Source organism: Halomonas alkalisoli, assembly GCF_021412585.1.
Classification (GTDB): Bacteria; Pseudomonadota; Gammaproteobacteria; order Pseudomonadales; family Halomonadaceae; genus Halomonas; species Halomonas alkalisoli.
This window is the reverse complement of sequence record NZ_JAKCMI010000018.1, coordinates 1-13434: the sequence shown is the minus strand read 5'-3', so window position 1 is coordinate 13434 and position 13434 is coordinate 1. Positions and strand designations below refer to the sequence as shown.

The 13434-nt window shown below is 64.9% G+C and carries 11 protein-coding genes; 7 read left to right on the top strand and 4 right to left on the bottom strand.

The genetic code is table 11. The features are described from left to right. Window positions 1-39: 39 nt before the first annotated feature. The 3 genes from LY622_RS05280 to LY622_RS05270 all read left to right on the top strand — a co-directional run bounded on the left by LY622_RS05280 (window position 40) and on the right by LY622_RS05270 (window position 2870). A complete protein-coding gene (locus LY622_RS05280) occupies window positions 40-1380 on the top strand; it encodes a sodium-dependent transporter (protein ID WP_234289929.1) in 1341 nt (446 codons plus the stop codon). Between the two features lie 31 nt (window positions 1381-1411). Next, entirely contained in the window at window positions 1412-1960 is a 549-nt protein-coding gene (locus tag LY622_RS05275) for a gamma carbonic anhydrase family protein (RefSeq protein WP_234289928.1), read from the top strand. 238 nt (window positions 1961-2198) lie between these two features. Further along, window positions 2199-2870 (top strand): metal-dependent hydrolase, encoded by a 672-nt coding sequence (locus tag LY622_RS05270; RefSeq protein WP_234280466.1) that lies wholly within the window; start codon window positions 2199-2201, stop codon window positions 2868-2870. Here the strand turns inward: LY622_RS05270 and LY622_RS05265 are convergent. Genes LY622_RS05265 through LY622_RS05255 form a run of 3 tightly spaced genes read right to left on the bottom strand, consistent with a single transcriptional unit; the run spans window position 2846 to window position 6932 of the window. Then, window positions 2846-4228 carry a sigma-54-dependent transcriptional regulator gene (locus tag LY622_RS05265; RefSeq protein ID WP_114479537.1) on the bottom strand — a complete coding sequence of 461 codons (1383 nt, stop codon included), beginning with the start codon at window positions 4226-4228 and terminating at the stop codon, window positions 2846-2848. The two genes, LY622_RS05270 and LY622_RS05265, sit on opposite strands and share 25 nt — an antisense overlap. Then, window positions 4221-6146, bottom strand: coding sequence for a sensor histidine kinase (locus LY622_RS05260; protein ID WP_234289927.1), 1926 nt, complete (start codon window positions 6144-6146; stop codon window positions 4221-4223). The genes LY622_RS05265 and LY622_RS05260 overlap by 8 nt, the downstream gene beginning before the upstream one ends. A 12-nt stretch (window positions 6147-6158) precedes the next feature. Next, window positions 6159-6932 carry a GntR family transcriptional regulator gene (locus LY622_RS05255; RefSeq protein WP_234280463.1) on the bottom strand — a complete coding sequence of 258 codons (774 nt, stop codon included), beginning with the start codon at window positions 6930-6932 and terminating at the stop codon, window positions 6159-6161. A 371-nt stretch (window positions 6933-7303) separates the two neighbouring features. Here LY622_RS05255 and LY622_RS05250 point away from each other — a divergent pair, with 371 nt between their 5' ends. From LY622_RS05250 to LY622_RS05235, 4 genes are read left to right on the top strand one after another with little or no spacing between them, the layout of a single operon-like run. After that, window positions 7304-8059, top strand: coding sequence for a (Fe-S)-binding protein (locus LY622_RS05250; RefSeq protein WP_234280462.1), 756 nt, complete (start codon window positions 7304-7306; stop codon window positions 8057-8059). Continuing rightward, the gene (locus tag LY622_RS05245; RefSeq protein WP_234289926.1) at window positions 8056-9486 is read left to right on the top strand and encodes a LutB/LldF family L-lactate oxidation iron-sulfur protein; all 1431 of its coding nucleotides are present in this window, start codon (window positions 8056-8058) and stop codon (window positions 9484-9486) included. The genes LY622_RS05250 and LY622_RS05245 overlap by 4 nt, the downstream gene beginning before the upstream one ends. Next, a complete protein-coding gene (locus LY622_RS05240; protein WP_234289925.1) occupies window positions 9483-10151 on the top strand; it encodes a LutC/YkgG family protein in 669 nt (222 codons plus the stop codon). The genes LY622_RS05245 and LY622_RS05240 overlap by 4 nt, the downstream gene beginning before the upstream one ends. Continuing rightward, window positions 10148-13006 carry an FAD-binding and (Fe-S)-binding domain-containing protein gene (locus LY622_RS05235; protein ID WP_234289924.1) on the top strand — a complete coding sequence of 953 codons (2859 nt, stop codon included), beginning with the start codon at window positions 10148-10150 and terminating at the stop codon, window positions 13004-13006. The genes LY622_RS05240 and LY622_RS05235 overlap by 4 nt, the downstream gene beginning before the upstream one ends. Before the next feature lie 217 nt (window positions 13007-13223). Here LY622_RS05235 and LY622_RS05230 read toward each other — a convergent pair. Next, on the bottom strand, window positions 13224-13434 hold a 211-nt coding region (locus tag LY622_RS05230; protein WP_234289923.1), incomplete at its 5' end, for a hypothetical protein.

Here is a 13434-nt window from a genome sequence, read left to right as displayed (position 1 = left end):
TGATAGGCTTGCGGCCTTCACGAAGGAGAGGCCGACGGCATGAACGCAACCCTGGAGCGCTGGAGTACCCGGCGGGCCTTTATACTGGCGGTGACCGGTGCAGCCGTAGGGCTCGGGAATATCTGGCGTTTTCCCTATATCACGGGCGAGAACGGCGGGGCCGCCTTCCTGCTGCTCTATGTGGCGTTCGTGCTGCTGCTGGGGTTGCCGGTGATGATGGCCGAGATACTGGTCGGTCGCGCCGGCCGCCGTTCGCCGATGCAGTCGCTGGGGCATCTCGCCTCTGCCGCCGGTGCCAGCGGCCACTGGCGCTGGCTGGGGCTCTTCGGCGCCGTTACGGTATTCTGCATCCTCTCCTTCTACTCCGTGGTCTCCGGCTGGTCGATCGAGTTCCTGGTGGCGTCGGTCAACGGCAACTTCGTCGGTCGCAGTGCCGCCGAGATCGGGGCCGGGTTCGACGCCTTCCTCGCCGACCCCCGGCGCATGGCCTTCAATCATACGCTCTTTCTCTTCATGACCATGAGCGTGGTGGCCGCCGGCGTGGCCAAGGGGCTCGAGCGACTCAACAACCTGTTGATGCCGCTGTTGTACCTGCTCCTTCTCCTGCTGGCCGGCTATGCGGCGACCACGGCAGGGTTCCGGCCGGCCCTGGCGTGGCTGTTTCAGCCCGACTTCGCGGTGATCACACCCCTCGTCGTGATGCATGCCATGGGCCACGCCTTCTTTACGCTGGCAGTGGGAGCCTGTGCCTTGATGGCCTATGGTGCCTACATGCCCGAGCGCCAGAGCCTGCCCCGAGCCGCCGCCGCGGTGGCGGCTCTCGACGTGGGCGTGGCACTGCTGGCGGGTATCGCCATCTTCTCGGTGGTGTTCGCCCAGGGCATGGACCCCGCCGAGGGGCCGGGCCTGATGTTCGTGACGCTGCCGATAGCCTTCGCCGAGCTGCCCTGGGGCGCGCTGTGGTTGAGCACCTTCTTCCTGCTGCTGCTGCTGGCGACCTGGACCTCGTCGATCAACCTGGCCGAGCCGATGGTCGCCACGCTGCAGGGCCTGGGGCTCGGGCGCGGCCAGGCCGCCGCGGTCATCGGCGTGGCGGTGTGGCTGATGGGCCTGCTGTCGGTGCTGTCGTTCTCGACGCTGGCCGAATGGCGCCCGCTGGCGGGCATGAACGTCTTCGACCTGGTGACGACCATTCCCACCGAGATATTCCTGCCGGTGGGTGGCCTGCTGATAGCCGTCTTTGCGGCCTGGGTCATGCCGCAAGGAGCTGCCCGGGGCGCCCTGGGTGTCGGTGAGCCGGGCTTTCGCCTCTGGCTGGGGGTGGTACGCTGGGTGTCGATTCCACTGACGGTCCTGGTGCTGGCTGCCGGGCTGCTATGACATGGCCGGCGAGCCGGCCAAAGGAGGCGAGATGCAAGCGGGAAACCCTATTCGCAGCTGGAAGGGCGTGACCCCGAGCCTGGGAGAGCGGGTCTATGTGGACCCGGCCAGCGTGGTGCTGGGCGACGTGGTGCTGGGCGATGACTGTTCGGTCTGGCCCATGACGGTCATCCGTGGCGACATGCACCGCATTCGTATCGGTGCGCGCACCAGCGTGCAGGATGGCAGCGTGCTGCACATCACCCATGCCAGCGACTTCAATCCCGATGGCTTTCCGCTCACCATCGGCGATGACGTGACCATCGGCCACAAGGCGGTCCTGCACGGGTGCACTCTGGGTAACCGCATTCTGGTGGGCATGGGGTCCATCGTCATGGATGGCGCCGTGGTCGAGGATGAGGTGATCATTGCCGCGGGGGCGCTGGTTCCGCCAGGCAAGCGCCTGGAGAGCGGGCATGTGTATGCCGGCAATCCGGCCAGGGCGATGCGGCCGATCAAGGAGAGCGAGCGTGCCTTCTTTCCCTATACCGCGGGCAACTACGTGAAGCTCAAGGACGAGTACCTGGCAGCACAGGAATAATCCCCTAGGCATTGTCCGAAAACTGTCTGCGCTCGGTCATACTTCGTTAAAAATCAGCTCAAAGTACTCATTTACACCCCGTAAACTCCGTCTTTTCGCTGATTTTTGCCTTGTCTGGCCATCGCTCGCCGACTTTTCAGACAGTGCCTAACACGTTGTTTTTTCATGCCGAGTCGGGCGATAATCTGGTAATTTATCCAGTATCTCTTGTCCAAGGCTTCAGGGAGTCCGACCCGGCATGGCCGATTTTCGCACCCATCTCAGTGCCGCCGTGGGTGGCGGTGTCCTGCTGGCCGTCACCGGCTGGCAGGGCGGTCTCTGGACACCGGCCGAGGCACTGCCGCTGGCGGTACTGACCGCCTTCGGCGGCATCCTGCCCGATATCGATGCCGATCACTCCCACGCCGTGCGGCTGATCTTCAATACCATGGCCGTGCTGGCGGTGATGGTGGGCGTGCTATTGCTGCACGCTCGGCTGGAGCCGGGTGCGCTGCTGATGGTCTGCGGCGGGCTCTATATCGGGGTGCGCCATGTGCTGAGCCCGATCTTCAAGCGCTTCTCCGTGCACCGCGGGATCTGGCACTCGTTGCTGGCCGCCGTGCTGTGCGGACTGGCGACCAGCGTGGCCAGCTACCACTTCCTGGCCCAGGAGGGTCGGCTTGCCTGGGCCCAGGGGCTGGCGCTGGTGCTGGGCTATCTGATCCATCTGGCGCTGGACGAGCTCTATAGCGTGGATCTAACCGGGGCCCGGCTCAAGCGCTCCTTCGGCACGGCGCTCAAGCCGTTCGACTACCGCGCCCCTCGCAACTCTCTCCTCATGCTGCTGCTGGTGGCCGGCATGGTGCCCTGGCTGCCGTCCTGGTCGGTATTGGGCGAGCTGGTCGCTCAGGGCTTGACCTTCTGGCGGTAGTCCTCGGCCTTGAGCCCGTATTTCTTCAGCTTGTCATAGAGAGTCTTGCGCGGCAGGCCCAGGTGTTCGCAGACGTCATTGATACGTCCGCGGTGGCTGGCCAGGGACTGGCTGATGAGACTCTTCTCGAATAGCTCGACCTGCTGCGGCAGGGCCAGGTCGGCACCGGTGGTCTCGACGCCCTCGAGCAGGGCATCGAGGCGATAGTCGAAGGCCGAGCCCAGCAGCACATAGCGTTCGGCCAGGTTGCGCAGCTCGCGGACGTTGCCGGGCCAGTCATGGGCCATCAGCGCCGAGACGCCACGTGCGTCGAGGGGCGGCGCCTCCAGGCCGCTGCGATTGGCCGCGACCACGGCGAAGTGCTGGAAGAGCAGCGGGATATCCTCGCGGCGATCCCGCAGCGGCGGAATCGGCAGGGTGACCACATTGAGGCGGTAGTAGAGGTCCTCGCGGAACTGGCCCTCCTCGGCGGCGACCTTGAGGTCGACCTTGGTGGCGGCAATGACACGGATATCCAGGGGCACCGGCTCATTGGCACCCAGCCGTTCGACACAGCGCTCCTGGAGCACACGCAGCAGCTTGACCTGCAGGGCCAGGGGCATGGACTCGATCTCGTCGAGGAAGACGGTGCCGCCGTTGGCGTGTTCGAACTTGCCGATGCGACGCTCCACGGCGCCGGTGAATGCCCCCTTCTCGTGGCCGAACAGCTCCGACTCGATGATGCTTTCCGGTACTGCCCCGCAGTTGATGGCGACGAACGGGTGGCCGCCGCGTGGGCTGCGCTCATGGATGGCGCGGGCCACCAGGTCCTTGCCGGTGCCGGTCTCGCCGAACAGCAGAACGTCGGTTTGCACCTGGCCGATACGCTGGATCATGGAAGCCAGGCGCTGGATGGCCAGGGTGCGCCCCACCAGGCGTGGGCCTGGGGCGGCCTGCTGCGCTTCCAGCTCGGCCTTGAGCCGGCGGTTCTCCAGGCTCAGGCGCCGCTTGTCGACGCCACGGCGCACCATCTCCACCAGGCGCTCGCCGGCAAAGGGTTTTTCCAGGAAGTCCCAGGCACCTTCCCGCATCGCCTCCACGGCGGTGGAAATGTCACCGTGACCGGTGATCAGGATGACCGGCAGGTCGGGATCGCGCAGGCGCACCTCCTTCAGCAGGGCCATGCCGTCCATGCCGGGCATGCGGATATCGCTGACGATAACGCCGGGAAAGTCGGGCAATAGCATCGCCAGGGCGCTCTCGGCGCTGGCGTGTGGTTCGGGCAGGTAGCCGGCCAGTTCCAGCGTCTGGCCGGCCGTGATGCGCAGGTGGGGTTCGTCATCGACGATCAGTACCGGGGCGGCCGCCGGGTCATGCATGGGAAGATGGCTCCTGGGTCTGTGCGAGTCGGGATCTCTCGGGATCGCCGTCACGGGTCAGGGTAATGGTAAAGAGGGCGCCGGCACCAGTGAGGTTGGCGGCATCGAGCCGCCCCCCCAGGTCGTCGATGATGCGTGACGATATCGAGAGCCCCAGCCCCAGCCCGCTGCCGGGTATCTTGGTGGTGAAGAAGGGCTCGAAGATGCGCGACAGGTGCTGCTCGGGTATACCCGGACCGGTATCGGCGACGCTGATGCGCACGTGGCGGTCGTCGGTGTCGATAGCGAGGGTCAACTGGGGGTCGGGAGTGTCGGCCATGGCTTGCAGAGCGTTGCCGATCAGGTTGACCAGCACCTGCTCGAGGCGGACCAGGTCGGCGTGCACCCAGACCTCCTCGTCGGTCCAGCGGCGAATGACTTCCACATTGCTGCTGCGCAATCGTGCCTGGTAGAGGCGCAGCGCATAGTCGATACAGGCCTGGACTGAGACGGCGGTCAGGGTGCCGCCGCTCTTGCGCGAGAACTGACGCAGCTGGGCGCTGATCTCTGCCATGCGCTCCGTGAGCTCGACGACCTGGGCCAGATTGGCATCGGCGGCATCCTGCCGGCTGCGGGCGAGGAAGGACCGGGCGTTCTCCGCATAGGCGCGGATCGCCGCCAGGGGCTGGTTGAGCTCATGATTGATACCGGCGGCGAGCTGACCGAGGACGGCGAGCTTGGCCGCCTGAATCAGCTCGTCCTGAGTCTGGCGCAGGCTCTCCTCGGCCCGGCGGCGCACTTCGATCTCGTCGGAGAGCAGGCGGTTGGTTTCCACCAGGTCCCGGGTGCGGTGTTCCACATTGCGCTCGAGTTCATCCCTGGCGTGGGCCAGCGTGCGGCGTTCGCGCTCGGCGAACAGCTCCCGCTCGCGGCGCAGCCTGAGGCGCTGCCAGCCTACGCCGCCGGCCAGCACCACCACGCCGTAGAGGCCTCCGGCAAGCAGCGCGGCCAGCCACTGCGCGTTGTTCACCGAATCTAGCGACTTGAGGATGTGCATGTCCCAGCCGAGCTCATCCATATGCCGGGTCAGGCCAAGATAGCTGCCCTCGGCCAGGGGGCCATCGGCAAATCGCACCAGGCGACTACCGTCTTCCCGGTCCTCGAAGACCTCGATACCCGACGGGGGGAGCGGCTCGTCGGCGTAGCGTCGTGTGCCCAGCAGCGCCTGGTGCTCCTCCCGGGAGAGGGGGTAGAGCGCGGTCATCTGCAGCTCGGGACGACTGGCCATGAAGATGATGTTATCCGCATCGGTGACCAGCAGTTCGGCATCCTGCTCTGTCCAGCTCTCCTCGACGGCATCGAGCAGCACCTTGATGACCATCACCCCGAAGGGTTGGGCATCCGGTGCCGTATCGTCCAGCCATACCGGGGCGGAAAAGTAGTAGCCACGCTCCTGGGACTGGGTGCCAAGGCCGAAGAAGCGGCCGCGCTGGCCTTCGATGGCGTCCTGATAATAGCTGCGGAAGGCGTAGTTGTGGCCGATGAAGGTATTGTCCAGATGCCAGTTGCTGGCCGCCAGCGTCGTGCCCACGCGATCCAGCAGGTAGACGTCGGAGACATCGGCGATGGCACGGAACTGATCCAGCAACAGGTTCAGCGGCATGGGGTCCTGGTTCCCGTTATTGGCCAGGAACCGCCTGACCATTTCGCGGGAAGCCAGCAGCTGCGGCAGGTAGTCATGCCGCGTCAGATGGCCCTCCAGGCCGGAAGCCGAGAGACGTAGCTCGTTCTCGGCCTCCCGCACCATGTTCTGCAGCGCCTGCTCGCGAGCGGTCTGGGATGCCTGCCACACGATGATGACCAGGCCCAGCGGTATCAGCAGCAGCAACAGCCGGCGCAGGGGGCGAGAAATTCTCGGTGGGCGATGCGGACCTTTCAAGCGCGAGTGTCCTCAGCTCGGGTTTTCGGGAAGTGCCTGGGCACGCCGCAGCGCCCGCTGGGATCGGGTCTCGGCGCGCTCCATTTCCAGCAGCTCCTCTTCGACGAAGACCAGGTGCTCGTGAGCACGAGCGCGAGCGTCCTCGGCCCGGCCTTCGAGAATGGCATCCAGCAGGGCGCGGTGCTGTTTCATCAGCAGCGGGCGCGACTGAGGTTTCTCGAACAGGTGGGCCAGGTTGTCGACGATGCTCTTTTCCAGAAGATGGAAGATACCGCGTATGGTATGCAGCAGCAGCACGTTGTGGCCCGCCTCGGCGATGGCCAGGTGAAAGGCGGCGTCGGCCTTGGCTTCGAGCGCCGGGTTGCGGCCGGCGAAACAGGCTTCCAGCTCGTCGAATCGCTTGATCAACATGGCCTTGTCGGCCGGGGTGGAGCGCAAGGCGGCATAGTAGGCCGATATGCCCTCCATGGCATCGCGGAATTCCAGCAGGTCCAGATGAAATTCCTGATGGCGGGAGAGCATGTCCAGCAGAGGGTCGCTGTAGCCGCTGTTGAGTTCGTGGGTCACGAAGGTGCCGCCCCCCTGGCGGCTGGTCAGCAGTCCGCGGGTGGCCAGCTTCTGGATGGCTTCGCGCAGCGACGGCCGAGAGACGCCGAAGCGCTCGGCTAGCTCCCGCTCCGGTGGCAACCGCTGGCCCGGCTTGAGGCTACCTTCGAGAATCATGGCCTCGAGGCGCTCGGTGATCACATCGGCCAGTTTGGGCTGGCGAACGGTCTGGTAGGACATGCAGGTTTTCCTGGCGGCCGGCTATAATTGGTCTGACCAATATTGCCGCGATTGCGGTCACGATGCAATCGGAAAGAGGCGAGAAAATCTGGCCGACTATCATGAGCTTGCAACAGTTATTGCAGGGCTTCGACCAAAGTATAGCCTCTTCGGTGGGGTAAAACGCGGCCTGTCGTTTGACACTGTGCAAGCCGCACCCTAATGTGCCTTTTTCATCTGCGGTAAATTGGTATTACCAATTTACCGCAGATGGAGAAGCCAGGCAAATCCTGTGCGAAGATCCGACGTCATGCAAGACAATAGCAGTCGTGTGACACAGCATATCCTACCGCAGTCCGCAGCTTCCCGCGGGCCGACCGTGAGGGCACCTCATGACGCCAGTCAAGCTCTATCCCCCCAAGTCCGAAAAGGTCTACTTCTTCGGCACCTGTCTCGTCGATATGTTCTACCCCGAAGCGGGTCTGGATGGCATTCGCCTGCTGGAGCGTGAAGGCATCGAGGTGCTCTTTCCCGAAGACCAGACCTGCTGCGGACAGCCGGCCTATACGTCCGGCTATCAGAGCGAGGCTCGCGCCGTGGCGGCGGCACAGCTCAGGCTATTCCCGGAGCCCTGGCCGATCATCGTGCCTTCGGGCTCCTGCGGCGGCATGATGCGGACCCATTATCCGCAGCTGTTTGCCGGCAGTGAACAGGAGTCACTGGCCGGTGAGGTCGCGAGCCGGGTGTACGAGCTCACGGAATACCTGGTTCATGTCTGCCATCTCCGGCTCGACGATCGTGGTCAGGCCGAAACGGTGGCGATGCATACCTCATGCAGCGCGCGACGCGAGATGGGACTGGCCGAGACAGGACCGATGCTGCTGGCCAGGCTTGGACAGGTCGAGCTGGTGGAGCAGGAACGGGCTGCCGAATGCTGTGGTTTCGGTGGCACCTTTTCCGTTCGCCATCCGGAAGTCTCCGCCGCCATGGTGGATGACAAGGCCCAGGCCATCGAAGCGACGGGTGCCAGCCACTTCGTCTCGTCCGACTGCGGCTGCCTGATGAACATCAACGGCCGCTTCGAACACCAGAAGAAGGCGATCCAGGGCGAGCATATCGCCAGTTACCTGTGGCGGAGAACCTCATGAGCGTCGAGACCTATACGCCGCGGGCCTTTCACCGCCAGGCCCATGATGCCCTGGGCAACCCGCAGATCCGCTCCAACTTTCGCCGTGCCATGGATGGCCTGATGACCAAGCGTCGCGATGTCTTCAGCGACTGGGATCTGGAGACCCTGCGCGAGCTGGGCGCCAATATCCGCCTGAGGGCGCTGGCCAGGCTGCCCGACCTGCTGGAGCAGCTGGAAGCCAACTGCGAGGCCAACGGTATCCGGGTCCACTGGGCCGAAGATGGCGAGGAGGCGTGCCGGATCATTCGTGAGCTGTGTGAATCGCATGGCGCGAAATCGGTCATCAAGGGCAAGTCGATGGTGTCCGAGGAGATGCATCTCAATGCCCACCTGGAGGCGGCCGGCATCGAGGCCCTGGAGTCGGACCTCGGCGAGTACCTGGTACAGCTCAACGAGCAGACGCCCTCGCATATCATCATGCCGGCGATCCATCTCAATACCGACGAGATCTCCGACATCATGCACGAAAAGACGGGGACCGAGCGAACCCGCGATGTCGACTACATGACCGCTGCCGCCAGGGCCCAGTTGCGTGAGCGCTTCATGAATGCCGACGTGGGTGTCTCGGGGGTCAACTTCGCCGTGGCCGAGACCGGTACCCTGTGCCTGGTGGAGAATGAGGGCAATGGCCGCATGACCACCACGGTACCCCCGGTGCATATTGCCGTGACGGGTATAGAGAAGGTGGTCGAGCACCTGCGCGATGTGCCGCCGCTCTATGCCCTGCTGACTCGCTCGGCCACCGGCCAGCATGTCACCACCTACTTCAACATGATCTCGGGCCCGCGCAAGGCGGGGGAGCATGATGGCCCGCGGGAAGTCCACCTGGTGCTGGTCGACAGCGGACGTTCCCGCATCTACCAGGACAATGAGCTGCTCGATACCCTGCGCTGCATTCGCTGCGGCGCCTGCATGAACCACTGCCCGGTCTATACCCGCGTTGGTGGTCATAGCTACGGCACCACCTACCCCGGTCCCATCGGCAGCATCCTGATGCCTCACATGCTGGGGCTGGAGGAGACCAAGGACCTGCCGACGGCCTCGAGCCTGTGCGGCGCCTGCGGCGAGGTCTGCCCGGTCAAGATCCCGATTCCCGACCTGCTGGTGCGCCTGCGCCGCGAGGCGGTGGGCGAGGGGCGTGGCAACGTTCCCGGCGCCGGGGTAAAGCGCACCAAGAAGGAGGTGGCGGCCTGGAAAACCTGGCAGTGGCTGGCGACCCACCCCTCGGCCTGGCGGGGAAGCCTGCTCATGGCTGGCAAGCTGCGCGCCTTGACGCCATCCAGGCTCGGGCCCTGGACGCAATACCGCACTGCCCTGAAGCCGGCCAAGCGCTCACTGCATGCGCTGGTCAAGTCGCACCGCCGGGCAGGGGAGGATGAGTCATGAGCGCCCGCGATAACATTCTCAAGCGCCTGCGTGAGCGCACCGATGGCCCGCTCACGGCACCTGACAGCGATTTTGCCGTCGTTACCGGGCGCGGCTGGAGTGCGCAAGAGCGGCTGGAGCGCTTCGAGCGCTGGATCAGCTCCGTTCATGGCGAGGTCATCCATACCTCCCGTGGCAACTGGACCGCCGACCTGGCAAAGCTGCTGCAAGCCAAGGGGGTAAGACGGCTGGCATTGGGTCGCGAGCATCCGGTTGCCGCCGAGGCGCGTGCCGCTCTGGCCGAAGGGGAGGTGACCCTGATCGATGCCGATCGTGATGTCGAGACCTGGCAGCACGCTCAGTTTCACGATACCGACGCCGGGCTGACCTCAACCCGTGGCGGCATCGCCGAGACCGGTAGCCTGTGGCTGTGGCCGACTCCGGATGAGCCCCGCCTGATCAGCCTGGTGCCGCCGATTCATATCGCCGTGCTGGATGCCGACACCTTGGAAGACACCTTCTTCGATGTCATCGAGGCCCATGGCTGGGCCGGCGGCATGCCCACCAATGCATTGCTCATTTCGGGCCCGAGCAAGACCGCCGATATCGAGCAGACCCTGGCCTACGGGGTCCACGGTCCCCGGGAATTGATCGTGCTGGTGCGCCATCCCGAGGAGCGCGTATGACTGTCGTGACCTCAGCGCCTCCCGCTGCCGATGCCTGGCAGGATCTCAAGCGCGAACTGCTCGAGGCCGTGCCTGTCGAGCGGCTGATCGATGATCCGCTGCGCACCTTGGCCTACGGCACCGATGCCAGCTTCTACCGTCTGATTCCCAAGCTGATCGTGCGCCCCGAGAGCGAGGACGAGCTGATGGCAGTGCTGGCGGCGTGTCGCTCCCGCCGGCTGCCGGTGACCTTCCGTGCCGCCGGCACCTCGCTTTCCGGCCAGGCGGTTACCGACTCCGTGCTGATCCAGATGGGCCAGGGCTGGCGCGGCCATGAGATCCTCGAGGGTGGGCAGGCGATCCGCCTGCAGCCCGGGGTGATCGGCGCCCGGGCCAACCAGGTGCTGGCCCCCTTTGGTCGCAAGATAGGTCCGGACCCGGCTTCCATCGGCAGCTGCATGATCGGCGGTATCGCTGCCAACAATGCCTCGGGCATGTGCTGCGGTACCGCACAGAACAGCTATCGCACGGTGCGCGATATCCGCGTGATCCTGGCCGACGGCACCCGGCTGGACACCGCCGACCCGGCCAGTCGTGAGGCGTTTCGGCGTAGCCATGCCGAACTCGTCGAAGGGCTCGAGCGGCTCTCCGCCGAGACCCGGGCCAATGCGCCGCTGGCCGAGAAGATTCGCCACAAGTACCGGCTCAAGAATACGACCGGCTATGCGCTCAACAGCCTGGTCGACTTCACCGATGGTATCGAGATTCTCAAGCATCTGATGATCGGCTCCGAAGGGACGCTGGGCTTCATCAGCACCATTACCTACGACACCGTGGTGGATGAGCCGCTGAAGGCCGCGGCACTGGTCTTCCTGCCGGACATGGCCACCACCTGCCGGGCGACGATCGCCCTCAAGCCGGCGCCGGTTTCCGCGGTGGAGCTGATGGACCGCGCGGCGCTGCGCTCGGTGGAGCGCAAGCCGGGAATGCCCGAGGTGTTGAAAACGCTGCCGGAAGGGGCGGCCGCGCTGCTGATCGACGTACGCGGCAATGACGAGGGCGAGCTCGAAGCGCGGCTTCAGGCGGTGCGTGACATCTTTGAGGGCATTCACACCCTGGAGCCCGTTACCTTCACCCGCGACAAGGGCACCTACGAGCTCTACTGGAAGATCCGAAAGGGTCTCTTTCCCGCGGTGGGCGCGGTGCGTGACACCGGCACGACGGTGATCATCGAGGACGTGGCCTTTCCCATCGAGCGCCTCGACGAAGGCGTTCAGGCGCTGACCGATGCCTTCCATCGCCATGGCTATCCGGAGGCCATCCTCTTCGGCCACGCCCTGGAAGGAAACCTGCACTTCGTCTTCCCCCAGGGCTTCGAGAAGCCCGGCGAGGTGGAGCGCTACCAGGCTCTGATGGACGAAGTGGCGCAGCTGGTCGGCGTCGAGTACGGCGGCTCGCTCAAGGCCGAGCACGGCACCGGACGCAACATGGCTCCCTATGTCGAGCTGGAGTGGGGGCCCGAGGCCTACGCCCTGATGTGGCAGATCAAGGCGCTGTTCGACCCCGAGAATCTGCTCAATCCCGAGGTCATCCTCAGCCGCAACCCGACATTGCACCTGGAGAACCTCAAGCCGTTGCCGGCGGCCCACGACATCATCGACAAGTGCATCGAGTGCGGTTTCTGCGAGCACGTCTGCCCGTCGAAGGACCTGACCCTCACGCCGCGCCAGCGCATCGTCATTGCCCGTGAGATGGCAAGGCTCGAGGCGCTGGGCGATGCCATCGACGGGGAGGATGCCGAACGGCTGGCCACCTTGCGCCGCGACTATCGCTACGCCGGCGACGAGACCTGTGCCGTCGACGGCCTCTGCGCCACCCAGTGTCCGGTGGGTATCAATACCGGTGAACTGATCCGCGAGATGCGTCATGAGCGCCTGGCGAAGCATGCCGATCTGTCGCGGCGGGTGGGGCGCCACTTCTCCGGGGTGACGCGTGTTGCCCGGGGCGTTCTGAACATGGCAGGCGTTGGCCGTGCGGTGCTGGGCGAGAAGGGACTCTCCCGCGTCAGCGGTACGATAACGAAGGCCAGTGGCAACCGAGTGCCCCAGTGGGTGCCCACCCTGCCCAAGGCGGCGCCGATACGAGTACTCAAGCAGCGCTCACCCGGTGGTGGATCAAGGGACAAGGTGGTCTACCTGCCCTCCTGTGCGACTCGAGTGTTCGGTGCCACCCATGGCGATGCCGAGAGCCGCTCGATCATGGAGATTACCCTGTCGCTGCTGGAGCGGGCGGGTTTCGAGGTGATACTGCCCGAGATGACGGGGCATCTGTGTTGCGGCATGGCGTTTCACTCCAAGGGGCAGTTCGACGAGGCGACGCACAAGGCCCGTGAACTCAATCGCGAGTTGCTGGTGGCCAGCCAGAACGGTCGCTATCCGATCATCAGCGACACCAGCCCCTGTGTGCTGCATATGCAATCGCGCCTGGATCAGCGTCTGTCAGTGCAGGAGCCGGTTGCCTTCGCCCATGACCACTTGTTGCCACGGCTCGAGCTCACACCCCTGGATGAGCGTGTCGCGGTACATGTCACCTGCTCCAGTACTCATATGGGGCTTGGCGAGCGCATGGTGGCGCTGGCCAGGGCCTGTGCCCGTGAGGTGGTGGTGCCGGCGGAGATCACCTGCTGTGGCTTCGCCGGCGACAAGGGGCTTTCCACGCCGGAGCTCAATGCCTCGGCGCTGAAGGGGCTGGCCGCCCAGGTGGCAGATTGCGATGCGGGCTACTCCAATTCCAAGACCTGTGAGATCGGGCTGGCGCTGCATGGGGGCATCCCCTATCGTTCGATCCTGTCGCTGCTCGATCGTGCAAGCCAATAGCGGCAGGCGAGCCGAAAGCGACCGGTTATCCACAGCCACTCGCCCGAAACCGCCTGTGGACGGGCGTTTCGGGCGGGCGGTGAAATTTTCCGACAAAAGTCCTTGCGGCCGCGGCCCCCAGCCCGTAAAGTACGCATCCGCTGCCGGCAACGGGCAAACGTTACCGGCGGTGGAAGTGGAGAAAGTGCTTGTTTCTGTTTGGTTTTTTTCGAATCGGCTAGAGCGATTCGCGATTGACAGAAGCACCGGAGACGGTAGAATGCACGCCACGCTGAAGGCAGCCGGCAAGCGCGGCGCTTCGCATCAGGCTCACCCCGGTGACGGCCGCGAAGAGAGTTGACAAACTCAGCCACTTCAGTAGAATACGCCTTCCTCGCAGGGCGCTGGCGAGGCCGCCGACAGAGTCGGCCGCCACGACAGCAAGCGAG

Excerpts from the sequence above, each read along its gene's own strand:
- LY622_RS05280 (WP_234289929.1), top strand. The coding sequence starts at position 40 with ATGAACGCAACCCTGGAGCGCTGGAGTACCCGGCGGGCCTTTATACTG.
- LY622_RS05275 (WP_234289928.1), top strand. The coding sequence starts at position 1,412 with ATGCAAGCGGGAAACCCTATTCGCAGCTGGAAGGGCGTGACCCCGAGC.
- LY622_RS05270 (WP_234280466.1), top strand. The coding sequence starts at position 2,199 with ATGGCCGATTTTCGCACCCATCTCAGTGCCGCCGTGGGTGGCGGTGTC.
- LY622_RS05265 (WP_114479537.1), bottom strand. The coding sequence starts at position 4,228 with ATGCATGACCCGGCGGCCGCCCCGGTACTGATCGTCGATGACGAACCC.
- LY622_RS05255 (WP_234280463.1), bottom strand. The coding sequence starts at position 6,932 with ATGTCCTACCAGACCGTTCGCCAGCCCAAACTGGCCGATGTGATCACC.
- LY622_RS05250 (WP_234280462.1), top strand. The coding sequence starts at position 7,304 with ATGACGCCAGTCAAGCTCTATCCCCCCAAGTCCGAAAAGGTCTACTTC.
- LY622_RS05245 (WP_234289926.1), top strand. The coding sequence starts at position 8,056 with ATGAGCGTCGAGACCTATACGCCGCGGGCCTTTCACCGCCAGGCCCAT.
- LY622_RS05240 (WP_234289925.1), top strand. The coding sequence starts at position 9,483 with ATGAGCGCCCGCGATAACATTCTCAAGCGCCTGCGTGAGCGCACCGAT.
- LY622_RS05235 (WP_234289924.1), top strand. The coding sequence starts at position 10,148 with ATGACTGTCGTGACCTCAGCGCCTCCCGCTGCCGATGCCTGGCAGGAT.